At 70.5% G+C, this 23,278-nt stretch carries 23 protein-coding genes; 9 read left to right on the top strand and 14 right to left on the bottom strand.

Annotated elements, in window-relative coordinates; translation table 11 throughout:
- Positions 1 to 178: 178 nt before the first annotated feature.
- On the top strand, positions 179 to 811 hold the full coding sequence (locus AHOG_RS04605) for a TetR/AcrR family transcriptional regulator (RefSeq protein ID WP_093940236.1): 633 nt from the start codon (positions 179 to 181) through the stop codon (positions 809 to 811).
- Positions 812 to 1,140: 329 nt separating this feature from the next.
- On the opposite strand, the gene AHOG_RS04600 is transcribed toward AHOG_RS04605, so the two are convergent.
- On the bottom strand, positions 1,141 to 1,371 hold the full coding sequence (locus AHOG_RS04600) for a DUF3107 domain-containing protein (protein ID WP_093940235.1): 231 nt from the start codon (positions 1,369 to 1,371) through the stop codon (positions 1,141 to 1,143).
- Between the two features lie 351 nt (positions 1,372 to 1,722).
- Entirely contained in the window at positions 1,723 to 2,409 is a 687-nt protein-coding gene (locus tag AHOG_RS04590; RefSeq protein ID WP_093940233.1) for a ferritin-like fold-containing protein, read from the bottom strand.
- 317 nt (positions 2,410 to 2,726) lie between these two features.
- On the opposite strand from AHOG_RS04590, the gene AHOG_RS04585 reads away from it, so the two are divergent.
- From AHOG_RS04585 to AHOG_RS04575, 3 genes are all read left to right on the top strand, one after another.
- The gene (locus tag AHOG_RS04585) at positions 2,727 to 4,475 is read left to right on the top strand and encodes a DEAD/DEAH box helicase (RefSeq protein ID WP_093940232.1); all 1,749 of its coding nucleotides are present in this window, start codon (positions 2,727 to 2,729) and stop codon (positions 4,473 to 4,475) included.
- A 61-nt stretch (positions 4,476 to 4,536) separates the two neighbouring features.
- Positions 4,537 to 5,745 (top strand): Rv3212 family protein, encoded by a 1,209-nt coding sequence (locus AHOG_RS04580; RefSeq protein ID WP_093940231.1) that lies wholly within the window; start codon positions 4,537 to 4,539, stop codon positions 5,743 to 5,745.
- A gap of 199 nt (positions 5,746 to 5,944) precedes the next feature.
- The gene (locus tag AHOG_RS04575) at positions 5,945 to 6,838 is read left to right on the top strand and encodes an alpha/beta fold hydrolase (protein ID WP_245856560.1); all 894 of its coding nucleotides are present in this window, start codon (positions 5,945 to 5,947) and stop codon (positions 6,836 to 6,838) included.
- Positions 6,839 to 6,991: 153 nt separating this feature from the next.
- Here the strand turns inward: AHOG_RS04575 and AHOG_RS04570 are convergent, their stop codons facing one another.
- From AHOG_RS04570 to AHOG_RS04550, 6 genes are all read right to left on the bottom strand, one after another.
- The gene (locus tag AHOG_RS04570) at positions 6,992 to 7,309 is read right to left on the bottom strand and encodes a hypothetical protein (RefSeq protein ID WP_157736631.1); all 318 of its coding nucleotides are present in this window, start codon (positions 7,307 to 7,309) and stop codon (positions 6,992 to 6,994) included.
- Between the two features lie 16 nt (positions 7,310 to 7,325).
- Positions 7,326 to 8,132, bottom strand: coding sequence for a RecB family exonuclease (locus AHOG_RS04565; RefSeq protein WP_093944159.1), 807 nt, complete (start codon positions 8,130 to 8,132; stop codon positions 7,326 to 7,328).
- A gap of 67 nt (positions 8,133 to 8,199) precedes the next feature.
- Positions 8,200 to 9,069 (bottom strand): PHP domain-containing protein, encoded by an 870-nt coding sequence (locus AHOG_RS04560; protein WP_169725807.1) that lies wholly within the window; start codon positions 9,067 to 9,069, stop codon positions 8,200 to 8,202.
- Positions 9,070 to 9,127: 58 nt separating this feature from the next.
- Positions 9,128 to 9,697 carry a PH domain-containing protein gene (locus tag AHOG_RS04555; protein WP_093940228.1) on the bottom strand — a complete coding sequence of 190 codons (570 nt, stop codon included), beginning with the start codon at positions 9,695 to 9,697 and terminating at the stop codon, positions 9,128 to 9,130.
- Between the two features lie 60 nt (positions 9,698 to 9,757).
- Entirely contained in the window at positions 9,758 to 9,895 is a 138-nt protein-coding gene (locus AHOG_RS28275; RefSeq protein ID WP_211290730.1) for a hypothetical protein, read from the bottom strand.
- A 636-nt stretch (positions 9,896 to 10,531) separates the two neighbouring features.
- The gene (locus AHOG_RS04550; RefSeq protein WP_093940227.1) at positions 10,532 to 11,647 is read right to left on the bottom strand and encodes a DUF2332 domain-containing protein; all 1,116 of its coding nucleotides are present in this window, start codon (positions 11,645 to 11,647) and stop codon (positions 10,532 to 10,534) included.
- Between the two features lie 343 nt (positions 11,648 to 11,990).
- Here AHOG_RS04550 and AHOG_RS04545 point away from each other — a divergent pair, with 343 nt between their 5' ends.
- Positions 11,991 to 13,073, top strand: a complete 1,083-nt coding sequence (locus tag AHOG_RS04545) for a magnesium and cobalt transport protein CorA (protein ID WP_093940226.1) — start codon at positions 11,991 to 11,993, stop codon at positions 13,071 to 13,073.
- Positions 13,074 to 13,436: 363 nt separating this feature from the next.
- Here AHOG_RS04545 and AHOG_RS04540 read toward each other — a convergent pair whose 3' ends face one another.
- Positions 13,437 to 14,516: a DUF2332 domain-containing protein gene (locus AHOG_RS04540; RefSeq protein ID WP_093940225.1), complete on the bottom strand. Its 1,080-nt coding sequence runs from the start codon at positions 14,514 to 14,516 to the stop codon at positions 13,437 to 13,439.
- A 136-nt stretch (positions 14,517 to 14,652) separates the two neighbouring features.
- Here AHOG_RS04540 and AHOG_RS04535 point away from each other — a divergent pair, with 136 nt between their 5' ends.
- From AHOG_RS04535 to AHOG_RS04520, 4 genes are read left to right on the top strand one after another with little or no spacing between them, the layout of a single operon-like run.
- Positions 14,653 to 15,168: a SigE family RNA polymerase sigma factor gene (locus AHOG_RS04535; protein ID WP_245856559.1), complete on the top strand. Its 516-nt coding sequence runs from the start codon at positions 14,653 to 14,655 to the stop codon at positions 15,166 to 15,168.
- Between the two features lie 5 nt (positions 15,169 to 15,173).
- Positions 15,174 to 16,280 (top strand): hypothetical protein, encoded by a 1,107-nt coding sequence (locus AHOG_RS04530; RefSeq protein ID WP_093940224.1) that lies wholly within the window; start codon positions 15,174 to 15,176, stop codon positions 16,278 to 16,280.
- 41 nt (positions 16,281 to 16,321) lie between these two features.
- Positions 16,322 to 17,014, top strand: coding sequence for a metallophosphoesterase family protein (locus tag AHOG_RS04525; protein ID WP_093940223.1), 693 nt, complete (start codon positions 16,322 to 16,324; stop codon positions 17,012 to 17,014).
- Entirely contained in the window at positions 17,004 to 17,900 is an 897-nt protein-coding gene (locus AHOG_RS04520; RefSeq protein ID WP_093940222.1) for a chromosome partitioning protein ParB, read from the top strand. Before AHOG_RS04525 ends, AHOG_RS04520 begins: the two co-directional genes overlap by 11 nt.
- A 257-nt stretch (positions 17,901 to 18,157) precedes the next feature.
- Here AHOG_RS04520 and AHOG_RS04515 read toward each other — a convergent pair whose 3' ends face one another.
- The 5 genes from AHOG_RS04515 to AHOG_RS04495 form a co-directional block, all read right to left on the bottom strand.
- The gene (locus tag AHOG_RS04515; protein WP_093940221.1) at positions 18,158 to 19,336 is read right to left on the bottom strand and encodes an ABC transporter ATP-binding protein; all 1,179 of its coding nucleotides are present in this window, start codon (positions 19,334 to 19,336) and stop codon (positions 18,158 to 18,160) included.
- Between the two features lie 8 nt (positions 19,337 to 19,344).
- Positions 19,345 to 20,190, bottom strand: a complete 846-nt coding sequence (locus AHOG_RS04510; RefSeq protein WP_093940220.1) for a carbohydrate ABC transporter permease — start codon at positions 20,188 to 20,190, stop codon at positions 19,345 to 19,347.
- Positions 20,190 to 21,071 (bottom strand): carbohydrate ABC transporter permease, encoded by an 882-nt coding sequence (locus tag AHOG_RS04505; protein ID WP_245856835.1) that lies wholly within the window; start codon positions 21,069 to 21,071, stop codon positions 20,190 to 20,192. Before AHOG_RS04505 ends, AHOG_RS04510 begins: the two co-directional genes overlap by 1 nt.
- An 86-nt stretch (positions 21,072 to 21,157) precedes the next feature.
- Positions 21,158 to 22,441: an ABC transporter substrate-binding protein gene (locus AHOG_RS04500; RefSeq protein WP_093940218.1), complete on the bottom strand. Its 1,284-nt coding sequence runs from the start codon at positions 22,439 to 22,441 to the stop codon at positions 21,158 to 21,160.
- 272 nt (positions 22,442 to 22,713) lie between these two features.
- Positions 22,714 to 23,274, bottom strand: coding sequence for a YflT domain-containing protein (locus tag AHOG_RS04495; protein WP_425427583.1), 561 nt, complete (start codon positions 23,272 to 23,274; stop codon positions 22,714 to 22,716).
- Between the last annotated feature and the right edge of the window lie 4 nt (positions 23,275 to 23,278).

The raw sequence follows: 23,278 nt of genomic DNA, 5'->3' as shown, positions 1-23,278 counted from the left end.
GTGCGGACCACTCGGACCACGTGCGCGCTACGCGCGGGGAGCTACCGGCGAGTACGGTTCGTGGGGCTCCATCGGTCGGTGAATGACAGCCCCGTGTCACCACCGGCCTGGGCACGACCACCCGGTCGAGTCAGTCAGACTGCACTGCCGGGGGAAGAACTTGTCGGGAGGCACAGAGATGACCGAGACGGCGCCGGAGACGGAACACACCGCCCGCGGAGTGCGGCTGCCGCGCACGGCACGGCGCGCGCAGCTCCTCAGCGCCGCCCAGCACGTGTTCGTCGCGAACGGGTACCACGCCGCCGCCATGGACGAGATCGCCGAGCGCGCAGGCGTCAGCAAGCCCGTCCTCTACCAGCACTTCCCCGGCAAGCTCGACCTGTATCTGGCCCTGTTGGAGACCCAGGCCGACGAGCTGGTGCGCAGACTCGACGCGGCCATCGAGTCGACTCCGGACAACAAGCTGCGGGTGCACGCGGCGGTGGCGGCCTACTTCGACTTCGTCAACGGCGAGGGACACGCCTATCGGCTGGTGTTCGAGTCGGACCTGCGTGGCGAGCCCGCCGTGGAGCAGGCCATCGAGAACGCGACGTCGCAGTGCGTCGAGACGATCACCCGTGCGGTGACCGCGGACGCCGGGCTCGACGAAGAGCGCGCCAGGCTGCTCGCGGTAGGCCTCGCCGGCCTCAGCCAGGTGACGGCCCGATACTGGCTGAACGACGGTCGCGCGCTGCCCCAGGACGACGCGGTCGCGCTGATCGCGAGCCTCGCCTGGCGGGGTATCGGCGGCTTCCCGCTGCAGTCCGGCTGAGCCGGGTCGGGCAGGCTCCACGAGCGGCCCGCGCCCACGCCGTCGTGTCCCGGTCCCGCCGTTCGACAGCGGTCGCGAGCCGACAGGCAGCGGAGCGGACGCCCTTGACCTGGGTGCGGGGAGATTCTGGGACGCATGGGGGTGCTGGGGCACACCGGGGTTCTGGGGCGCATCGGGCGGCCCCGACCGAGGCCGTCCCGCGAAGCGACATAGCAGCGGATCCGCCGCCCGCCGGGGGCCGTCACTCCACGCAGGGCCGGGTGCGGCCCGGGCCGGTGAGGACCGCGCGGCATCGTGGAAGCCTGCCGTCGCGGCCGTCACCTGCCTGCTCAGCCGTTGACGGCGAAGCCGACCCGTCGTGCTTCGCTCGGGCCGATCTCGATGTAGGCGATCCGCTCCGTCGGGACCACGTAGCGCCTGCCCTTGTCGTCCACCAGGGTGAGCAGACCCTGCTTGTCACCCAGTGCATCGGTGATGAGCGTCTCCACCTCATCCGGCGACTGCGAGCTGGTGAGGACGAGCTCACGAGAGCTGTCCGCGACGCCGATCTTTACCTCCACGCCGACCTCCGGTCGTCGAACTGCACGGTTTCCCGGCCAGGCTAGTCGAGCCCGACACGGGCACGGCGCAGCCCCGACTCCCACCGAGCGTCGGCGGAGCCGGTCACCCCGCCGTCCACCCGTCTCGCGTGGCGTCGGCACTGCCGGCGCACCCGCCCCGATCCGCCCCGCGCCTGCACCATGCTTCGAGAGCCGGTGCCCGCCGGGCGGGCGACACGCCGCTCGGCGCGACCTTCGACGAACGCCGACTCGAACACATCAGCCCCACGCGGCGCCGGAGTCCCTCGATGCCCGTCGAGACTCCCCATGACCCGCCGCGCCGCCTGCCCGGCGAGTCCGCGCCGGTTCGACTCAGCCCAGCCCCAGGGCCGCCATCCGCTTCGTATGACTGTTCTGCAACCTGCGCAGCAGCGCGCCGATGCCCGCCAGGTCACCGCTGCCGCGAATGATCAGCTCCGTGAGGCCGTCCCGCTCCGCGGCCACGTACTGCGCCTGGGTGACGGCCTCCCCGAGCAGCCGCCTGCCCCACAGGGTGAGCCGGTCCCGCACGGTCCGGTCCGCCGCACACGCCGCCTGGACCTCCCGCTCGGCGAAGGCCGAGTGCCCGGTGTCGGCCAGCACCTCCTGCACCAGTTCCTTGAGCGGCGAGTCGAGCAGGTTGCCGATCTCCCGGTAGAAGTCGGCGGCCAACCCGTCGCCGACATAGGCCTTGACCAGCGACTCCAGCCAGGTCTTCGGGGCGGTGGAGGCATGGAAGCGATCGATCGGCTCGATGAACGGCCGCATGGCGACCGGCAGCGAGTGCCCTCGGCCCGCGAGGTAGTCGTCGAGGGTCCGGTAGTGGGCGATCTCGGCCGCGGCCATGCTCGCCAGGGCCGCACGACCTTCCAGCGTCGGCGCGATCCTGGAGTCCTCCGCGAGTCGGTCGAAGGCGGACAGCTCGCCGTACGCGATGACCCCGAGCAGGTCGATGGCGCCTTCGGGAATGGCCTCGCCCGGTGAGCTTCCGGGCGCCGCCTGTTGATCAGCCTCGGTCATGCCTAGCACCCTAGCCATCGGAGGGCTTGCGTCACACCTGCGAGACCCGAGCGCGGCTGATGCTTCATCGGCATGGGATGTCCAGGTAGGCTGGGTTGCGATGCAGAGGCAGTTCGCCGCGCCACGGGTCGGCTCATCGGATGGGTCGGGCGCCGTGAGAGCGGCAGCGAGCGGCTCCGCAGGAACAAGCGGTGACGGTCAACCGTCACGCGAAAGGGCGCGCGCACTGTCGTCTCGGCCCTCCCGCGCCCGGCACACGAGAATCTCGAACGTGCCGACGACGGTCGAGCGGCTTCACCAGGGCCGTGCGCGCTGGTATGAGAGAGGCGATCCCCCTGACCACTCGCACAGAGAACGAGCACCCGGACATCGACGAGAACGATGACACCGACCTGAGAAGCCTGGAGCACAGCCAGACCGGGGTCCCCGACGAGGACCCGTCCCACCCGTTGCAGCCCGCGGCCGAGACGCCCGCTCAGGCGGCCACCTTCGCGGAGCTGGGGGTCCATCCGGACATCGTCCGCGCCCTCGCCGAGGCAGGCATCGAACGGGCGTTCGCCATCCAGGAGCTGACGCTGCCCCTCGCGCTACAGGGCGAGGACGTCATCGGGCAGGCCCGCACCGGCACCGGCAAGACGCTGGGCTTCGGCATCCCGCTGCTCCAGCGCGCCGTGCTGCCCGGCGACGGGACGCCGCAGGCGCTGGTGGTCGTGCCGACCCGTGAGCTGTGCCTCCAGGTGACGCGCGACATCAACGACGCGGGCCGACACCTCGGCATCCGCACCCTCGCGGTCTACGGCGGCAGGCCCTACGAGCCGCAGATCCAGGCGCTGCGCTCGGGAGTCGACATCGTGATCGGCACGCCGGGCAGGCTGCTCGACCTCGCCGAACAGCGGCACCTGGTCCTCGGCAAGATTCGCAACCTCGTCCTCGACGAGGCCGACGAGATGCTCGACCTGGGCTTCCTTCCGGACATCGAACGCATCCTGCGCATGGTGCCGGACGAGCGGCAGACGATGCTCTTCTCCGCCACCATGCCGGGCCCGATCATCACCCTGGCCAGGACCTTCCTCACTCAGCCGACCCACATCAGGGCCGAGGAGGTCGACGCGGGCGCGATCCACGAGCGCACCAGGCAGTTCGTCTACCGGGCACACGCCCTGGACAAGGTGGAACTGCTCGCCCGCGTCATGCAGGCGGCCGACCGAGGCCTCAGCATGATCTTCACGCGTACCAAGCGGACGGCACAGAAGATCTCCGACGAGCTGAGCGAACGGGGCTTCGCCGCCGCCGCCGTGCACGGCGACCTGGGACAGGGCGCCAGGGAGCAGGCGTTGCGCGCCTTCCGCGCGGGCAAGGTCGACATCCTGGTCGCCACCGACGTCGCCGCCCGAGGCATCGACGTCACGGGCGTCACCCACGTCATCAACTACCAGTGCCCCGACGACGAGAAGACCTATGTGCACCGGATCGGTCGCACCGGACGGGCGGGGCGCGAGGGCGTCGCGGTCACGCTGGTGGACTGGGACGAGGAGTCGCGCTGGAAGCTCATCGACGACGCGCTGAAGCTGGGCATCCCCGAGCCCGTCGAGACGTACTCGACCTCCGAACACCTCTACAGCGACATCAACATCCCGGAGTCCGTCAGCGGCAGGCTGCCGCTGGGCAAGCGGACCAGGGAGGGCCTGGAGGCCGAGCCGGTGGAGGATCTCAGCCCCGGTGAGCGGCGCAACAGGAAGCGCGGCGGGCGTAAGACCGGCCGCGGCGCGGACGAGGGCTCCACGACGTCGAGCGGCCGTTCCTCGGAGGCGTCGACCGGTGACGAGGAGGAGATTCCTCGCAGCGCCCCCCGGCGAAGCCGGACCCGGCGACGCACCCGTGGCGGTGTCTCGGTGGACGCGACGCCCGAGCACGGCGCCGAGACCAGGTCGCCGGACAACTCGGGACCGGAGTCCACCTCTCCCGAACGCTCCCGCAGGCGCAGGCGGCGCCGTCGCGGCAGCGGTCAGACCGAGGGCGCGGCCGACACCGGAGCCGAGGCCGCGGCGGAGCGACCGGCAGACTGACGACACGTCGAACGCGGGGCGATGAGGGTCCTCGCGGCGAGCGGACAGCCGGAGCGGGGAGATGGTTCGACCAGAACGACGCACGAAGGTCGACGTGCTGGTCGTCGTGCTCATCGTCGTCGTGGCCCTCGGCGTGGGGGCCGTGTCGTGGTACACGGGCGATCTGCGGGCGACCACGCTGCGGACCGCCGGCGAGTCCGCCGAGGTGCCCGCGCCGCCCACCCGCCTGCCGCCGTCGCTCGCGGAGGTGTGGAGCGCACCGAGTCCTGCCACCGATCGACCCTCGGTGGCGGGGCCCTCGGTCGTCGTCGGTGCGGACGGCACCGTGCGCGGGCTCGACCCGTTCAGCGGCGAGGGCCGCTGGAGTTACGAACGCGACCTGCCGCTGTGCACGGTGGGAGCCCAGTGGGACCGCGCCGTCGCGGTCTATGCGAAGTCGCGGAACTGCAGCGAGGTCACCTCGCTGGACGGCGACACCGGGGAGCGTGGCCCGCAGCGCAACACCGACGCCGAGCAGGACACCACGCTGCTCGGCGACGGCACCTATCTGACCGCGACCGGCAGGCGCCTCACCGAGGTGTGGGGGTCCAACCTCGTGCGCACCCTCCAGTACGGCCGTGTTCCCGCGCTGGTCAACCCCGACAGGCAGCCGAGGGTCGACTGTGAGCACCGTGCCTTCGCCGCGGGCGACGCCCGGCTCGCCGTCATCGAGCGCTGCGCCGAGGACCCGGCCGAAAGGCTCACGGTCCTGAAGGCCCGGCCGGAGGACGACGATCGGCCGGAGGAGGACTTCAGCGTGCCGCTCGACGAGCCCGACACGACGGTGATCGCGACCTCCGACGCCTTCACCGTCATCGCCGCCCCGTCACCGCCCACCCTGATCGTCTACGACTCGCACGGCATCAGGGTCGAGCACTCGCCGCTGCCCTTCACCGAAGACGAGTTCGACACGGCCGCCCGGCCGGTCCCGCTCACGACGATCACCGAGGAGCACGTCTTCTGGTACGCGGCGGGCACGACCACGGCCTTGTCCGCCGACGACGGGCGGCTGCTCTGGACGACGGCGGACACCCTGGGATCGGGCACGCTGTTCGCGGGCACCCTGCTCGTCCCCGTCCCCGGCGCGCTGGCCGTGCTGGACCCGAGCACCGGCGAACGGCTCGGTGAGCTGCCGGTGGATCGCGGCGATCACGATGGTCCGATCACCATGGACTCGATCGGGCCGGTTCTGCTCGAGCAGCGCGGCGACACCCTCGTGGCGCTGCGCTGACCGGGGCCGAGCCCGTCCGGTGCGAGGCCGATCCGTCGTCGACGTCGAGACGGCCCGCGCCACAGGTACTCGGCGGAGTCCTCGCGGGCTGCTCATGGGTTCCTCTCGGACTCATCGCGGGTTCCTCACGGCCTTCCCGCCGATCCCTCCCGAGAAGCCTGTCTGCCGATCGCGGCTTCGATGGGGCACACTCGAAGGTGTGACCGTCCTTCCCGCCTCCCAGATCTCCCCGCACCACGCCGAGCACGTCAGGCTGCCAGGCGGCAGCAGCGAACTGGCCGCCCTTCGCGCCCGTCTCGCCGGCGGCCGGAACCCGGACGCCACCGTCGTGCTGCTCCCCGGTTACACGGGTTCCAAGGAGGACTTCGCTCCGATACTGGATCCGCTGGCCGAGGCAGGCTTCGAAGCCGTGGCCGTGGATCTGCCCGGCCAGTTCGAGTCGCCGGGTCTGCCCGAGCGCGCCGATCACCGACCGCGGCCGCTCGGTGAGGTGGTCGCCAAGCTCGTCGCGGAACTGCGCACCGACGGGCGCCCGTTGATCCTGCTGGGACACTCCTACGGCGGTGTGGTGGCGCGAGAGGCCGTCGTGGCGGGTGCCCCGGTCGACGGGCTGGTGCTGCTCTGCTCCGGGCCGGGGGCGCTGCCACCGGGGCCGAGGCGGCAGACGTTGGACCTGGGCGAGCCCGTGTTGATCGAACACGGGATCGAGGGTGCCCAGCGGCTGCGTGAGGCGCAGGACACCGCCTCGCCCGCGAGCCGGGAACAGCCTGCCGAGCTGCGGGCGTTCCTGCGGCGGCGATTCCTGGCCTCCGCGCCCGAGTGTCTGCTGGGCATGGCAGACGGGCTCCGCTACGAACCGGACCGCGTCGCGGAGCTGCGGGCGGCCGTTCACGCGGCCGGGCTCCCCGTCCTGGTGTCGTGCGGCGTCAGCGACGACGCCTGGTCAATCGACAGCCAACGCGACATGGCCCGACGGCTCGACGCCGAGTTCGTCCTGATCGACTCGGCGAGCCACAGCCCGAACACGGAGAACCCGGCCGGGCTCGTCACGGCGCTGGTGCCCGTCTGGCGACGCTGGCTCGGCTCGGACTGACCACCGTCGGACATCGGTCGGCGGACTCGTCCGCCGCCGCGTGCCCGCGGGCGGCGAGCCGGGGCACCGAGCACCGGGCCGAGTGACCCGCGCCGGCGCCGCGGCCCGTCCTGAAGACCGCCGGGCCCCCTCAGCAGGCGAGCGGGCCCCTGGTCACTGCCACCACCAGAACCACAGCACGACGCCCGCCATGACCATGATCGCCAGCGGTCCCCACCAGCGCACCGCCGTCCGTCGCCGGTCGGAGGACCGTTGCAGCGGCACGGCGCCGATCGCGGCGAGCGAGTGGGCGACGACCGCCGCCATGCCCGGTCCCGGATAGCCGGCTCTCGACGCCACCAGCTGCGCGACGATCAGGAACAGCGCCAGGATCACGAGCCCCGCGGTGATCGAGCCGCTCACTCCACGCAGCAGCCTGCCTGCCGTGCTCGCCTGTTCGGTCATCTCCACCGTCTTCGACGCCGAGGTCATCGCCATGTCCACCCGTTCACGGCCGGAGCAGTGCCCACGAGTCCAGCTCCGGTGCGGCGGCGCGGCCGTCCGGGCAGGAGCTGCGAAACTCGCACGAGGAGCAGCGCGGCCCTGGCCGGGTCGGGAACAACCGGTCGGCGTCACCACCCTCGTCGAGCCGTTCCGAGGCGGACCGCAGCTGCTCCGCCGCCGACGACGCCCGGTCGATCTGCTCGTCCATCGAGGACTCGTCGTGCTCCCAGGCCTGCACCGAGCCGCTGGGCAGATGGTGCAGCTCCACTCGCCGACACGGCCTGCGCAGCGTCCGTCGCACCGCGAGCGCGTACAGCGCCAACGCCTGCGAGTCCCTGGCATCGTCCACGGTGACGCCGTGTCTGCCGGTCTTGTAGTCGACCACGACGAGCTCCCCGCCGCGCGCGTCGATGCGGTCGACCCGGCCCTCGGCCACGATCGTGCCCACCGGCGCGGAGACCCAGCGTTCCACCCCGACGGGCTCCCCATCGGGGTGGGTCTCGGCGACGTAGTCGGCCACCCAGTTCTCGGCTCGCTCGCGGTAGTCGGCGGCCTGTGCCGCGTCGCGGAAGCCGTCGCTCCTCCACTGCCGCCGTATCTCCGCGGCCGCGGTCGCGGGGGTACGGCGACGAGCAGGCAGGGCGAAGATCGTCCGCAGGGCGTTGTGCACGACCGCACCGAGCGTGCTGTGCGCCCAGGCGCCGCCTCTGGCGGGTGACGGGCGGTCCAGATAGGTCAGCCGGTAGCGACGGGGGCAGTCCGCCCAGCGAGCCAGCCTGGCCGGTGTGACCCGCACCAGTCTGCTCGGCATTCCCTCCAGGCCCAACTGCACGCGGACACCGTAGCCGGCATCGCGTGTCCGACCGTCGGCGGGACCGTCACCGTCCGGGGCCGACTCGCACCTCGGCGCCGCTGGTCCCGGCGATCAGCGCCTCGAACTGTTCCGGGTCGGTGGTCTCCTCGCCGAGGCTGAGGGTCTTGTTGGTCCCGTGGTAGTCGCTGGATCCGGTGATCAGCAGACCCAGCTCGGCGGCGAGACCGCGCAGTTCTCGCCGAGTGGGCAGATCATGATCCGGGTGATCCACCTCGATGCCGGTGAGGCCGGCTTCGGCCAGCTCACCGATGGTCTGCGCGTCGACCACCGGGCCGCGGCTCCTGGCGAAGGGATGGGCCAGGACCGTCGCTCCGCCCGCCCGCCGGATCATCTCCACCGCCTGCCGCACGGGGGTGTCGGTGCGCGCCAGGTGAAACCGGCCCCCGGTGCCGAGGAACCGCTGGAACGCCTCGTCGACGCTGTCGACCACGCCCGCCCGCATCAGCGCCCTGGCGAGATGCGGCCTGCCCGCGGGAGCGTCGGGCGGCAGTCCGGCGAAGAGGCCGGGCACGTCGATGGGGTGGCCCTGCTCGACCATCCGCTCCGCCATCAGCCGAAGCCGGGTTCTGCGCTCCAAGCGCAGCCGAGCCTGCTCCTCGACGATCTCGGATGCGGTCGGGTCGAACAGGTAGGCGAGGAGGTGGACGGTGATCGGGCGGCCCGCCTCGTCGGCCGCGGAGCAGGAGAGTTCGGCGCCGGGAACGAGCCGCAGGCCTGCGGGCAGCGCGGCGGCGGCCCGGTCCCAGCCCGCCGTCGTGTCGTGGTCGGTCAGGGCCACGACGTCGAGCCCCGCGAGACCCGCCAGGCGGACCAGTTCCTCCGGAGCATCGCTGCCGTCCGATGCCGTCGAGTGGGTATGCAGATCGATGCGCACCAGGACAGTCTCGTTCAGCGGGATTCGCCGGGATGGACGACGTCCCGATCCGAGATGGTCACCGCCGGGCGCCGACTCGCCGCCGACCCAATGCGGCTCGCCGCGCCTTCATCATCGAGAAGCGTTCGGCCTGCGCCTTCTTGTCCCCGAAGACCAGCTCGGAGATCGCGTCGTTGATCTCCTCGGGGTTGGGGCAGTACTCGACCTTGTTCAGGGCCTGGATCTGACCGGCCGACTCGATGACCAGGGTGCCGTAGCCGAAGAAGCGGCCCATGAGGGTGCGGCGGAAGGTCAGGTCGGTGACCTTCGTGACCGGCATCATCGCCACGTTGGTCTCGAAGACGCCCGTGGTCAGCATGAACCGCTTGTCGGTGACGACGATCCGCTCCACCCACCACTCGATGACGTAGTAGGAGAAGCGGAGGACCACCAGGAGCCCGGCGTACCAGAGGATGTTCTGGATGAGGGCGGAGCCGGGCGGCATCAGGCTGGAGATCAGCATCAGCCCGACGAGCAGCGCCGTGGCCTCGAAGATGTCCCAGAGCATGCTCGCCCAGTGCCTGCGCACTCTGATGACACGTCGCTCGCTCTCAAGCAGGTACTCGTCTGGATCTCTGGGTGCAAGCACAGGGCCACGACTCCTCGCTCCAGGTCTGCACCGGCCCCGGAAGCCGGTGCACCGACCTGCTCAGAACAGATTCTGAACGAACGTGATGATCGCCTCGGCTGCGCCCTGGAGCGTGGCGAGGATTCCTTGGACCATGTTGGCGGACTCGTTCGGCTGTGTGATCAGGAGAAAGAGGAGCAACGCGATCCCAGCGAACATGAGGATCTTCTTGAGGTTCACGACGACCATCCCCGTCTGCTAGCTGCACCACTGCAGGCGCCCTGCTGATCCGTTGTACCGCACTCTGCCGCCCGCCGGCAGACATGTCCCGCGCTTGGGTCGGGATTTCGCACACCAGCCTGAACCTGATTACGCTCCGTGCCAATGGGCGATCCGGGTGAACTATACGGACGATCTGTCACTCGAGTGATCCACCGCCGGTCAGCGACCGTCGCAGAGATCACGCCCTGCGCCGCGCTCACCCGAACAGTCGATCACCTGATGGTCGCACTAAGTGATCTTGCTCGGGACCCGTCATCCCGGCGCGATGCCAGGTGAGACGGCCGTTCCGGCACTCCGCCGGGCGGCGTCCACACCGGCCGGGCTCGCCGCCGAGGCATCGACGGAGTGAATCTCGCCCATTCGTCCACATTGTCCGCTTCGGCGGCGAAAAGCGCAGGTGAGAGCACTGCGAAGGCCGTCGATACATGCTCGATGCGATCTTCGCCACATCGCGTCGACCGCGTGTCGACCCACCCTCCCGGGCAAGAACACTCACCGCAGCCATCCCTGGGCTGAATTGATTAAACGACCTGCGACAGACTGACGATCAGAACGCAGATTGACTACATAGAGTCAGATAAGTCCCCAATCCATCCGCCGACCGTGTGCATCCGTACGCGCAAGGACGGTCGCTTCGGGCACGCGATCCCGCCAGCGCACCACGGCGAGCAGGTGATCGACGCCGGGCGCCTGCGCGTCGACCGGCGTCAACGACGGCGAGATCGCTCGAAGCGTGGCGAAGTCGGGCTCGACGCCGACCCACCAGAGTGGACGCGAGGCCCCGAGATCGGCGAGCCGCCCGGCGTAGTCCGCCCGCCGCGCCGCCGACTCGCCTGCGAGATCGCGACCCTGGATGATCACCAGCGGTACCTCGCGCGGCACCCGGGCGGCGGCATCGGCCAATCCCTCTACCGGGTCTCCGATCACCAGTTCAGGGGGCGATTGACGCTGTATGGATACGGCGAGTTCCAGACGCCGCAACCGATCGGGTTGATCGGCCCAGACACAGGCCTCCATCCAGGCGACGTCATCGGGATCGGCCAGGTCCATCGTGACCCGATCGAGGGCCACCCGAGCCGCCACGGCGAGCTTCGCGGGCAGTGCGGGCAGCGACACCCCGTCGGCCGTCCGCAGGGCGGTGCTCAACACCAGCGACGTCTTCTTCGGTCCCGCCGCCACCTCCCCGACGCCCGCTCCCTGGTACCGGTAGCCGTAGCGATGCGGGTTGAGCAGCAGCCCCGAGCCCGCACCCGCCTCGAGCAGTCCCAGGGGGGCGCGGGCCTGCTTGGCGATCAGCGACAGGGCCGGATAGATCAGCACCGCGCGCCCGACCTCCTCGTCGCACACCGTGCGCGTCGTGATGAGCCTGCGCGCCCGCTCCGATCGTTCGAGCAGGAAGTCCCGGAACAGGCCCCATGTCTGCTGATCGACGCCGAAGGTCCCGCCGAGCGTGGGGTAGTAGTTCGACAGCGTCAGCCACGGCTCGGCCTGGATCAGGCGATGCGCCGCCGCGAGCAGCAGCTGCGGGACCGCGTACCCGGGTGCGGCCGCCGCCAGGAGACTGGAGACCTCGGGATCGGCGGCCGCGTGAGCGGCCAGGTGCCGGTAGAGCGGCGAGGCGGCGGTCTCCTCCGACTCGGCGAAGTCCTGGAGCCTGCGCCGGACCAGTTCCAGTTCCGTACCGTGCATACGTCTCCTTTGACGGGCCCGAGCGACGGGCGGCGGACGAGCTGTCGGCGAGACGAGATCGAGGCGGGGCCGATCACACCCACCGGGCCCGCCCAGTCTGCCCCGCACCGGAGTAGGCTTGATCGGCGACCAAGACGGCCATCCCGTCGCAGACGACGGCCGAGCGCGAGGAGGTGGGTTCGTGAGCAGCGCCGATAGTCCGTTGCCCGGCAGTACACCCGCGTCCCTGCCCTCGACGACTCGCAGGCAGCGCTGACTTCCCGGTCACCGGCAGGGGCGCCTCTCGTTCCATCGCTCGATCCGAGCAGTTGAGAAGGCTCCTCCCCCGCCACCGGAGGTCATCATGGCAGTTCTCCCCGCATTCGGCCTGCGTGGCCGCGGCACGCGCACCGCGGCACGTCCGCCGCACGCCCCCGAGTCCACCGGCATGAACTCGGTGGTCGACTGCGCCGTCTACGTGGACGGTCGTCGACTTCCCGGTCGGTGGACGCACGCCGAGGCCGTCGACGAGGTCCGCAGCAGGCGGGCGGGTTTCGTCTGGATCGGGTTACACGAGCCGACCGAGGACGACATCAAGGGCGTCGCCGAGACCTTCGACCTGCACGAGCTGGCCGTGGAGGACGCCGTCCACGCCCACCAGCGCCCCAAGCTGGAACGTTACGACGACACGCTGTTCATGGTGCTCAAGACGGTGCGCTACCTGCCAGAGCGGACCGCCGAGCAGACGGGCGAGGTGGTGGCGGGCGGCGAGATGATGGTCTTCCTGGGCCGTGACTTCGTGGTCACCGTCCGGCACGGCAGTCATTCGAGCCTGGCCGGGATGCGGCGCAGACTCGAAGCCGATCCCGAGCACCTCGCCTCGGGGCCCGCCGTCGTGCTGCACGCGATCGCGGACCACGTCGTAGACGGCTACCTCGCCGTCGGTGCCGTCCTGGAGTCCGCCGTCGACGAGATGGAGGCGACGGTCTTCGCCCCCGGTACCACGGTCGACGCCGAACAGATCTACCTGCTCAAGCGCGAGGTCATGGAGCTTCGTCGGGCGGTGAAGCCCCTGGGCACACCGCTGCGCAGACTGGCCGACGGCTACACCCCGCTGGTGCCGGAGGAGGTCCGCTCCTACTTCCGCGATGTCGAGGACCACCTGACGAAGGTGTCCGAACAGGTCGCGGGCTTCGACGAACTGCTCACCACGCTGGTGGACGCGGCGCTGGCCAAGATCACGCTCCGCCAGAGCAGCGACATGCGCAAGATCACGTCCTGGGCGGCGATCATCTCGGTGCCGACCATGATCGCGGGCATCTACGGCATGAACTTCGACTACATGCCGGAGCTGCACTTCCAGTACAGCTATCCGGTCGTCCTGCTCGTCATCCTCGCCAGCTGCCTCACCCTGTACCGCACCTTCCGCCGCAACGGCTGGCTGTAGACCGCCGCCCGAGAACCGCCGAACACGAGAGAGAGGACGGTGACACGGTGATCCGTCTCATCGGGAACCTGCGCTTCTGGGCCCTGACCGGCATCCTGCTCTGGATCGCCGCGGTGACCGTGCTGATCGCGATCGACGGGGTGCCGAACTGAGGTCGACCGGCCCCCGTCCCTCGCGCCCATCCGATCCGCCGACGCCGACCGCCGCTTCCGCGAGTCTCACACCCGGCGAACGGCCCGCCTGACGCGGACTCGAACGACCGGCCACGCGGTGGAGGACCTCCCGTGCACGGCTCGGCGATCGACCGGCCGTTCCGACGAGCGACCGCCCGAACTCCGGCGGCCCGCGAGTCCTGCCACCCGATCAGTCCGCCCAGGTGAACGGGATGCCGTGGCCCGCGCCCGTGCCGAGTCGGGTCGACAGTCCCGACGGCCAGAGCCGCAGCAGCAGATCGAAGCGGAACGGCGTGGGCGCCCCCGGCGACGTGCGGCGGGACTCGTAGACCAGCAGCGCCAGCGGAGCACGGTCGGTGGCCCGGTCTGCCGCCGCGGCCAGGATCTCCCGGCCGCGCGCCCGGTCTCGCGCCGAGACGTACTGCCACACGACCGAATGCCACACCACGGTGAGGACGTCGGCGGGCAGCTCGGCGAGTCGGTCGGCGAGCCAGTCCGGTCCGGCGGCCCGGTCCACGGTGACCGGCTCCTCGACGGCCAGTCGCATCGCGGCGCGCAGCCGCGCCCAGCGATCGAGGTCGTCCGGCCAGACGAAGGAGGACAGCTGCAGCCTGCCCTCCTCGGTGCGCGGGTCGCAGGGATGCAGATCGCAGCCCGCGCGCTCGACGATGCGCAGTGCCGCGTTCAGATCCGCCCTCGGCCTGCCCGTCCAGGCCGGATCGAGCCGCAACGGGCTGGCGGCGTCGCCGACGACGGCGCCGTCGAGTTCGAGGGCCACCCGGTCCGGACGAAGGTTCAATCCGCCGCTCGCCCCGATCTCCAGCAGGCGGATCGGCAGGGGGGTCGATCGGCCGACCCGGCGGGCGGCCTCCTGTGCGGCGACGTGGAGGCCGCCGAGACAGGGCGCCATCCGGCCGGGTTCGTTGGTCTGCACCGCCGTGGCCGCGGCGCGCTCACGGATTCGGTCGGCATCCGCGAGGATCGCGGCCCGGGCGGCGGGCCAGAACGTCGCCGGGTCCAGCCGTCCGCCCGTCGTCGGATAGTGGCGTGCCAGCCTCGGCGCCCGACCGGACAACACCAGGTGATGCACCGCCGCGGCGAACCGGAGGCCGGGGACGCTGCCCGCGCCGCCCAGTTCCAGGCCGCGCACCACCGACGTCATCGGCCCGTCCTGGAAGAGATCGTCGGCGACGGAGTCGAGCAGCAGGCTGGTGAGCGGGCTGGCGCGCAGGCAGCCGACCGCGGCGGCACGGAACTGCTCGACCAGCATGACCATCACCCTAGCCGTACCAGGGTGTCACGCTCCGCATCCGGCGGTGTTCGGCGTGGAAGTCCCGGCTGTCGCGGCTCAACGTTCCACCCGCCGCCCGGCGTGTGAGGGAGGACCGGAACAGGAAGGCAGGCATGTGACGTTCGACGACTTCGTCGCCACCCGACTTCGCGAGCTGCTGCGCTATGCGACGGTGCTGTCCTGCGATCCGCATCTCGCGGAGGACATCGTCCAGGAAGTGCTGATCCGCGCGCAGAGTCGCTGGCGACGGATCGAGGCACTGGGCTCCCCGCAGCACTATGTGCGTCGGATGGTGACCAACGAGTTCCTCTCCTGGCGCCGCAGGCGGGCCGCGCGAGACGTGAGCGTCCCGCCGGACTCACTCGGCGTGCTGGCCGGGGCGGACCGCGATCAGATCACGGCGTTCGACGAGCGAGACGCGATGCTGGCCCGGATCGCGCGGCTGCCGCCGAGGCAGCGGGCCGCCCTGGTGCTCCGCTACTACGAGGGCCTGGCCCATGCGGAGATCGCGGCGATCATGCGGTGTTCGGAGGGCACGGCACGCAGCCATCTCTCCCGGGCTCTGGCCGCACTGCGCATCGAGACGGCATCGGAGGCACCCGTGGCCACACGGGTCGGAGGGGAACGGTGACAGACATGGGCACCTCGCACACGGAGAACCTGATCGAGGCGGCTTTGGAGCGGCAGGCGGCGGCGGCGCCCGCCTCGGAGCCGGTGGCCGCGCGGCTGCCCGTCCTGCGCCTGCGGCGCCGGCGCAGGATGACCGGGCTCGCCGCCGTGGCGGTGGTCGGAGCGCTTGCCGTGCCCACCTCCGTGCGCGCCTTCTCGACGTCCGCCGAGCCCGCGTCGCCCTCGGGGCCGATCGTGGAGTCCACCGTCGCCGAGCCGCCGGGCCCGCCGTCGACGCCCCTGCGCTACACGGTGACCTGGCTGCCGGACGACTTCGTCGAGGTCTTCCGGTCCGCGGACGTCGAGGGCGAGTACCCGCAGACCCGCATCTGGGCTCCGCTGGACGCGATCGAGCGGCAGGCCCCGAACGAGTTGACCGAGAACGTGGTGGTGTTCACGGCACACGATCCGGACGAGATCGACTGGGACACCGTGGCCGAGGACCTCGCCGCGAGCACCGACCCGACCGTCGACGGCTCCCCCGCGATGTTGTTCCCTCGCGACATCGATCATCGTCTGACGTGGATGCCCGACGACTCGACGGTGTTGACGGTGCGGGTGGGCAACGTGCTCGGCTCCGACACCGGCGAACTGGCATACCAGGTGGCGGAGTCCGTCCGCCCGGATGGAGAGTCGCCGGTGCGGGGAGCACTGGAGGCGGGTTGGCTGCCGCCGAGCATGGCGGTCGCCCACAGCGGCGTGATGCGGGTCGGCGACGGGTGGGGCGCGGTCCTCACCGTCGGCCCGCGGGACGCCGACGTCGCCGTGTCGGGTCCTCGGCTGCACGCCCAGGTCGGCGAGGCCCCGTCCCGACTGCCGGAGCACGGCCCGGGCACGCCGGTCCAGGTGGGCGACCGCGAGGGCACGTTCTGGCCTGCCCGTGACACGGGCGAGGGGCCGCTGTCCGCCGTGGTGCAGGTGGAACTCGCCGACGGGCGTTGGCTGGAGACGACACTCCAGGATCACGAGCCCACCGAGCTCGGCCAGGAGATCGGCGGGCAGGAGAGCATGGTGCGCTTCGCCGAGGGGCTGATCGTCCTCGAGGAGCCCGCCGGCGGCTGGTTCGGCGACTGATCGGCACGACCCCGCCCGTGCGACGCCCGTAGGCTCGGCTCATGGTCCGGGTGCTGGCGGTGGCCGACGAGGTGGTGGAACGGTTCTGGTCCACCGACCTCCGCGGGCTGGGCGCGGAGTTGATCCTGGGCGCTGGTGATCTGCCGTTCGACTACCTGGCCTACCTGGGCGATCGGCTGGAGGTGCCGTGCGTCTTCGTGCCGGGCAATCACGATCGGGACCTCACCGGATACCGGCGACGACGCGGACTGTGGCTGCGCGCCGGAATGCCCGTCGTCTGGCCCGGCCCACCGGGGGCGGTCAACGCCGACGGCCGGGTGGTGGACGTCGCCGGACTGCGGATCGCGGGCCTCGGCGGCTCGATCCGCTATCGGCCGGGCCCCAACCAGTGGACCGAACGAGAACAGGCGAGCCGGGGCAGACGACTGTCCCGGCTCGCCGCTCTGCGGCGCCTTCGCGACGGCGGGGGCGTGGACGTCCTGCTCACGCACGCGCCGCCCCGCGACTGCGGTGACCGGGAGGACCCGCCGCATCGGGGATTCCGCAGTCTGCACACCACGGTTCGACGGCTGCGTCCCCGGCTGCTGGTGCACGGCCACATCCATCCCTTCGGCGAGCCGGTTCCGGATCGGGAACTGCACGGCACCCGAGTGGTCAACGCGGTCGGCTGTCGCATCCTCGACGTGCCGGGCGGGTCCCGGCCTCGTGGCAAGGAGTCCCCCGATGCGCCGTGACACCGGCTTCCCTCGCGCGGACGCGGAGTACGACTTCCTGCGTTCCCGACGCAGACAGGTGCTCGCGCGCCTTGCCGTGTGGCTGCGTCGCGAACCGGACGACGTCAACGTGATGCTGCCGTTCGACGAGGTGCTGGCCGCCCTGGGACAGCGGGGACAGCGCAGGCTCGGCCTGCGGGTACTGCGGCTGGACTCCATCGTGGGCAGCGTGGACCGGACGCGGGACTTCGATCGCCGTTTCCGCCCCACGTCCGCTCGGGTGCGCGAGCGGTGGGAGCGACTGGCTCTGGCCCGGCGACGCGGCGAGTCCGTGCCGCCGATCGACGTCTACCGGATCGGCGATCTGCACTTCGTCAAGGACGGTCATCACCGGGTGTCGGTGGCGCTGGCACAGGGGCTCGACACCATCGACGCCTATGTCACCGAGGTCGTCACGATGCTGAACGCGGGCGACATCCGATTTCGGGGCGACCTGACGGTGAAGAACGACCGTCGGCTGTTCCTCGAACGAGTCCCGCTCCAAGGAGAGGCCAGGGCCTCGATCAGCCTGCCCGACGCCTGGCGGTACACGGAGTTGAGCGAGTCCGTCGAAGCATGGGGCTTCCGGTTGATGCAGGACGAGGGACGGTTCCTCGACCGTCCGACGGTGGCGATGCGCTGGTACGCCGAGGAGTTCACGCCCGTCCTGGCGATGCTCCGCCAGGCTGATCTGATCGGTGACCGCACCGACGCCGAGGCCTATCTCGCGGTGGGCGAGGAGCGCTACCGGCTGATGCGAACCCATCGCTGGGACGACGACGTGATCGCGGCGGTGCATCGGAGCACCGCCCCACGCAGGACCGGGCGACGCCGCAAGGAGACGGGCTCGCTCGGGGACGGCTCCTGATCGAGCGGCTTCGGCGCCGGGGACGACACGGACCAGCCCGCCGGAACGCGACCAGCCGAAACGGGCCGATTCCGAACGCGGCAGACCAGAGGACGGACGCGGCGGGACCCACCGGGCGGGACGAACCGCGACGGGATCGGGCCGGGGGACGCCGGACCGAACCACCGCGCACCTCGGCAGGCGTCGCCCGACCACCGGACCCGGTCGTCGGACGACGCCCCACCGCCGTCGACACGGCGTGGACCGATCGCGGCCGGTCAGATCTCGCGGGTGAGATTGCGCCCGTCGGCCGGGTCGAACAACTGAATCTTGTCCGCGTCGAACCAGACCTCGTGCGCCGCGCCCTCCCTGGCCGTCGAGGCCGAGGACAGCCGGGTCACGAGGTGGCCCTCCGAGGCGGGGACGTCCGAGGTGCCCGCGTCGGCGGCCAGTTCGTCCAGCTCCGCCGAGCTCGCCCGCTCCTCGACCGCCAGGTAGACATACTTGTCCGAGCCCATCGACTCGACCACGTCGACCTCGGCGGTGAACAGCCCGCCCGCGGCCCGCACGGACTCGTCGACCAGCGCCGCGTCCTCGAAGTGCTCCGGGCGGACGCCCAGGATCACCTCGCGCGGCGCCTTCGACGCCGTCAGCAGCCGCCGCGTGCGGTCGGTGAGACGCACCGAGCCCAACGGCGTACGCAAGGTGTCGTCGGCGATCTCGCCCGCCAGGAAGTTCATCGCGGGCGAGCCGATGAACCCGGCCACGAACAGGTTCGCCGGGTGGTCGTAGAGGAACTGCGGCGACCCGATCTGCTGCACGAGGCCGCCGCGCATCACCACGACACGATCGCCCAGGGTCATGGCCTCGGTCTGGTCGTGGGTGACGTAGACCATCGTGGTGCCCAGCTTCTTCTGCAGCTTGGACACCGACGTCCGCATCTGCACGCGCAGCTTGGCGTCCAGGTTGGACAGCGGTTCGTCCATCAGGAACGCCTTGGGGCTGCGGACGATGGCCCGCCCCATCGCGACCCGCTGCCGCTGCCCACCGGAGAGGTTCGCAGGCTTGCGGTCGAGATGCGCGGTGAGGTCCAGCGTCTTGGCCGCCTCGGCGACCTTGCTGTTCACGGTCGCGTCGTCGACCTTGGCCAGCCGCAGCGGGAAGGCCATGTTCTCCCGCACGGTCATATGCGGATAAAGCGCGTAGGACTGGAACACCATCGCGATGTCCCGGTCCTTGGGGGCGCGGTCGTTGACCCGCTCGCCGCCGATGCGCAGTTCACCCGCGCTGATGTCCTCCAGCCCGGCGATCATGTTCAGCGTGGTGGACTTCCCGCAGCCGGACGGGCCGACCAGGATCACGAACTCGCCGTCGGCGATCTCGATGTCCACATCCTTCACCGCGACCGCGCCGTCGGGATACTGCTTGGTCACCTTGTCCAGGACGATCTCAGCCACTGGTCACCTCATCCCTTCACAGCGCCGGAGGTCAGCCCGGCGACGATGCGGCGTTGGAAGAACAACACGAACAGAATGATCGGGACGGTGATCACCACGGCGGCCGCGGAGATCGACCCGGTCGGGTCCTCGAACTGCGAGTCCCCGGTGAAGAACGACAACGCCACCGGCACCGTCCGCGACGCCTCCGTCGAGGTCAGCGTCAACGCGAACAGGAAGTCGTTCCAGCAGAAGATGAACACCAGGATGGCGGTGGTGAACACACCCGGCGCCGCGAGCGGGGCGATGACCCGCCGGAAGGCCTGCGCGGGCGTGGCACCGTCCATCTTCGCCGCCTTCTCCAGCTCCCACGGGATCTCCCGGAAGAAGGCCGACAGCGTGTAGATCGCCAGCGGCAGCGAGAACGTGATGTACGGCAGGATCAGGCCCAGCCAGGTGTCGAACAGTCCGAGGGCACGCTCGATCTCGAACAGCGGCGACACCAGGGAGATCTGCGGGAACATCGCGATGAGCAGCGACACCCCCACGAGCAGTCGTTTACCGGGGAAGTTCAGCCTGGCGATGGCGTAGGCGGCCATCGTGCCGAGCACCACGGCGATCAGCGTCGCGATGAGCGCGATGCCGATCGAGTTGCCGAGGGCGCGGAGGAACTGCCCGGTGCTGAAGATCGAGGCGTAGTTCTCCAGCGTCCACTCACGCGGGATGAAGTTGCCGTCGGTGATCGTTCCGGGCGTCTTGAACGAGAGCGAGGCGATCCACAGCACCGGCACCAGGGCGTACACCACGACGACGGTGTTGATCAGCGTCCAGCCGAGCTTGCGGTTCCTGGTGGCGGTCGCGCCGAAGGCGGCCATCAGCGCCTCCCCTCGTTGTCGCTGCCCGGCGCCGAGGTGCCGAACAGCTTGATGAAGATGAACGCGATGATCGCCACCGAGATGAAGATCAGCACGGACATCGTGGAGCCGATGCCGAGGTTCAGCCCCTTGATCAGGTTCGTCTGCGCCAGCATCGACACCGAGGAGGTGTCCTGCGCTCCCGAGGTGAGCACGTAGATGTTGTCGAAGACGCGGAAGGCGTCCAGGGTGCGGAACAGCAGGGCGACCAGGATCGCGGGCTTCATCACCGGGACGATGACCTTGGTGAAGCGCTGCCAGCCGCCCGCGCCGTCGATGGCCGCCGCCTTGAGCAGGTCGTTCGGCACCAGCGCCAGGCCCGCCATCAACAGCAGCGCCATGAACGGCGTGGTCTTCCACACCTCGGCCAGGACGATGACGCCCAACGCGCTGGCCTGCTCGGTCAGCGGAGCGCCGTCGCCGAAGAGGTTCGCCAGATAACCCGTGTCCGGCGTCCAGGCGTACCGCCAGGAGAAGGCCGCGACGACGGTGACGATGCCGTACGGGATCAGCGCCGAGGTGCGCACCAGTCCGCGCCCGACGATGGTCCGGTGCATCACCAGCGCCAGCGCCATGCCCAGGACCAGCTCGATCGCCACCGACACCAGCGTGATCAGCACGGTGACGCCGAAGGCGCTCCACCAGTAGCCGTTGGTCAGCACGGTGACGTAGTTCTCGAACCAGATGAACTCGCGCTCATCGGGGAACTTGAGGTCGAAGCGCTGGAGGGACAGCCACACCGAGTAGATGATCGGCCAGGCGGTCACGAGCACCATGACCAGCGCGGCGGGGGCGCAGAGCAGCCAGCCCAGCCTCCGCTCGGCCCGGCGGCCCTCCGACAGCGGCGCCCTGCGACGCCGGGACGTCGCGGCCCCGGTCGACGCGGCCCCGTCGGCGGCCGTCGATTCGGATGTGCCGGTCGTCTCGCTCACGGCAGGACCCCCTTCGACTCCAGGGCGTCCTGAACGGACTGCCGCAGTTCCTCGGCGGTGGCCTCGGGGTCGATGCGACCCGGCGGCGAGAGCGTGGCGGCCAGCACCGTCGAGACGTTCTGGTAGGCCGGGGTCAGCGGCCGGTTCGCCGCGTCCTGCAGCTCTTCGAGGATGACGTCCTTCATCGGATAGGCGTCTTCCATCTCGGGCTCGTCGTAGACGCTCTCGATGGTGGGCGGCACGCCGTCGTTGATGGCGGAGTACTTCTGGTTCTCCGCGTTACGCAGGCACAACGCCGCCTCGAACGCCTCATCCGGGTGCTCGGTATACCGGCTGACGCCGAGGTTGTAGCCGCCGATGGACACCTTGGACGGCACGCCGGGCTCCACACCCGGATACCGTGCCCAGCTCACGTTCTCGGCCAGCTCCGGGGCCTCGGACTGCATGGCCGGGTAGACGTACGGCCAGTTGAGCTGGAACGCGCCGTTGCCCGACTGGAAGGCCAGCCGTGCCTCGTCCTCCATCGCGTTGGTGAAGGAGGGGTCGGTGACGCCTGCCGAGGCGAAGTCCCGCAGCACCTCGAGGCCGCGCACCGCGCCGTCGTCGAACAGCGCCCGCGTGCCGTCCTCGGAGAGGATGGAACCGCCCGCGGAGGCGACGATGCTGTTGTAGATGACGACCAGGCCTTCGTACTGGGCACCGGTGGCGTTGACCTGGTAGGTCTCGCCCGCGTCCCGCAGCTGTCGGGACATCTCGATCATCTCGCCCCAGGTCTCCGGCGGCGAGTCGACCAGGTCGGTGCGATACCACAACAGCTGGACGTTGGTGTTCTTCGGCGCCGCGTAGAGCCGGTCCTCGTAGCGGGCGGACTCCAGCGGCCCCTCCAGGGTGCCCTCCTCCGCCTCGGCTCGGTGCTCGCCGGTCCACTCCAGCGTCCAGCCCGCGCCCGCGAACTCCTGGGTCCAGGTGATGTCGAGGCCCAGGATGTCCATGCTGGTGTCCTCGGCGGCCAGCCGCCGGGCCATCTGGGTGCGCTGGTCGTCCGCGCCGCGCGGCAGGATGTTGTAGGCGATGCGGTAGCGCCCGTCCGCCTCCTCGTTACAGTTGTCGACGACGGTCTGAAAGTTCTGCTCCGGGGCGTAATACAGGTTGATCGTGATTCCGTCGTCGGCACCGGCGGCGCAGCCTGCCAGTGGTGCGACGAGCAGAGCCGTGGCGGCGACGGCCGCTCTCCGCCCCCTTGCCCTCCCAGACCGCGACCGAGTCGCGGGACCGTTCATCCCAGTCTCCTTCCCGCCGCGCCGAGGAAGGTCGACCGGGTGGTCGTAGACGACCCGGACCACCACGCACGGCCGGCACCTCACTGTGCCCATCCCGCGGCTCACCCCTTCGGGGGTAGAGCCAGGAACGAAGTGTGAAAACCCGCACACCTTGGGAACGGTGGGTAAAACCTAGGCCCGAAGATCACGGCTCGCAACAACTCCCGGCGTATTGCCGTCGGCTGCCACCAGCCTGTTACCAAACAGCGCCGTAGGCCGGAGTCGAGGGTCGGTCAGGAACTGGTGCGTCGGGGTCCCATCGCCAGTCTGGCCAGGATGTCCCGGCCCTTCTCCGCGTGCCGGGGCTGGCAGAGCACGTCGTAGCGGCCCGCCACGAGCTGGCTGGCCGACATGAAGTCGCGGCGCCCCTTGGCCGAGGCGTAGGTCGCCGCCGCGAAGAGGATGCCGAACAGGACGCCGGTGCCGAGGCCGACCAGGATCGGACCGAGGATGAAGCCCTCAGGGCTGCCGAAGAGACTCAGCAGCACACCGACGAAGAGACCGAACCACGCGCCGGACGCCGCTCCGCCGCCGATGACCTTTCCCCAGGTCAGCTTGCCGGTCACCCGCTCGACCAGCATCAGGTCGACGCCGACGATCGTGACCTCCTGGACGGGGAAGTCGCCGTCGGCGAGGTGGTCCACCGCCCGCTGCGCCTCCTCGTAGGTGGCGTAGGACCCGATGGGCCACCCGGTGGGGGGTGTGGGCAGCCTGGGCGCTCCCGGCGAGCCGCCACCGGTACCGCCGAACGGACTTGTCACCATGTCTCCCCTCGTGAACTTCAGAGCCTGCATCCTG

The organism is Actinoalloteichus hoggarensis, from assembly GCF_002234535.1.
GTDB classification, from domain to species: domain Bacteria; phylum Actinomycetota; class Actinomycetes; order Mycobacteriales; family Pseudonocardiaceae; genus Actinoalloteichus_A; species Actinoalloteichus_A hoggarensis.
This window is presented reverse-complemented; position numbering and strand designations above follow the sequence as displayed.

What these genes read in the sequence shown, in the direction of transcription:
- AHOG_RS04590 (WP_093940233.1), bottom strand. Translation starts at nt 2,409, where the DNA reads ATGACCGAGGCTGATCAACAGGCGGCGCCCGGAAGCTCACCGGGCGAG.
- AHOG_RS04540 (WP_093940225.1), bottom strand. Translation starts at nt 14,516, where the DNA reads ATGCTGGTCGAGCAGTTCCGTGCCGCCGCGGTCGGCTGCCTGCGCGCC.
- AHOG_RS04495 (WP_425427583.1), bottom strand. Translation starts at nt 23,274, where the DNA reads ATGCAGGCTCTGAAGTTCACGAGGGGAGACATGGTGACAAGTCCGTTC.
- AHOG_RS04545 (WP_093940226.1), top strand. Translation starts at nt 11,991, where the DNA reads ATGGCAGTTCTCCCCGCATTCGGCCTGCGTGGCCGCGGCACGCGCACC.
- AHOG_RS04500 (WP_093940218.1), bottom strand. Translation starts at nt 22,441, where the DNA reads ATGAACGGTCCCGCGACTCGGTCGCGGTCTGGGAGGGCAAGGGGGCGG.
- AHOG_RS04570 (WP_157736631.1), bottom strand. Translation starts at nt 7,309, where the DNA reads ATGACCTCGGCGTCGAAGACGGTGGAGATGACCGAACAGGCGAGCACG.
- AHOG_RS04530 (WP_093940224.1), top strand. Translation starts at nt 15,174, where the DNA reads ATGGGCACCTCGCACACGGAGAACCTGATCGAGGCGGCTTTGGAGCGG.
- AHOG_RS04520 (WP_093940222.1), top strand. Translation starts at nt 17,004, where the DNA reads ATGCGCCGTGACACCGGCTTCCCTCGCGCGGACGCGGAGTACGACTTC.
- AHOG_RS04580 (WP_093940231.1), top strand. Translation starts at nt 4,537, where the DNA reads ATGGTTCGACCAGAACGACGCACGAAGGTCGACGTGCTGGTCGTCGTG.
- AHOG_RS04550 (WP_093940227.1), bottom strand. Translation starts at nt 11,647, where the DNA reads ATGCACGGTACGGAACTGGAACTGGTCCGGCGCAGGCTCCAGGACTTC.
- AHOG_RS04510 (WP_093940220.1), bottom strand. Translation starts at nt 20,190, where the DNA reads ATGGCCGCCTTCGGCGCGACCGCCACCAGGAACCGCAAGCTCGGCTGG.
- AHOG_RS04525 (WP_093940223.1), top strand. Translation starts at nt 16,322, where the DNA reads ATGGTCCGGGTGCTGGCGGTGGCCGACGAGGTGGTGGAACGGTTCTGG.
- AHOG_RS04565 (WP_093944159.1), bottom strand. Translation starts at nt 8,132, where the DNA reads ATGCCGAGCAGACTGGTGCGGGTCACACCGGCCAGGCTGGCTCGCTGG.
- AHOG_RS04585 (WP_093940232.1), top strand. Translation starts at nt 2,727, where the DNA reads ATGAGAGAGGCGATCCCCCTGACCACTCGCACAGAGAACGAGCACCCG.
- AHOG_RS28275 (WP_211290730.1), bottom strand. Translation starts at nt 9,895, where the DNA reads ATGTTCGCTGGGATCGCGTTGCTCCTCTTTCTCCTGATCACACAGCCG.
- AHOG_RS04605 (WP_093940236.1), top strand. Translation starts at nt 179, where the DNA reads ATGACCGAGACGGCGCCGGAGACGGAACACACCGCCCGCGGAGTGCGG.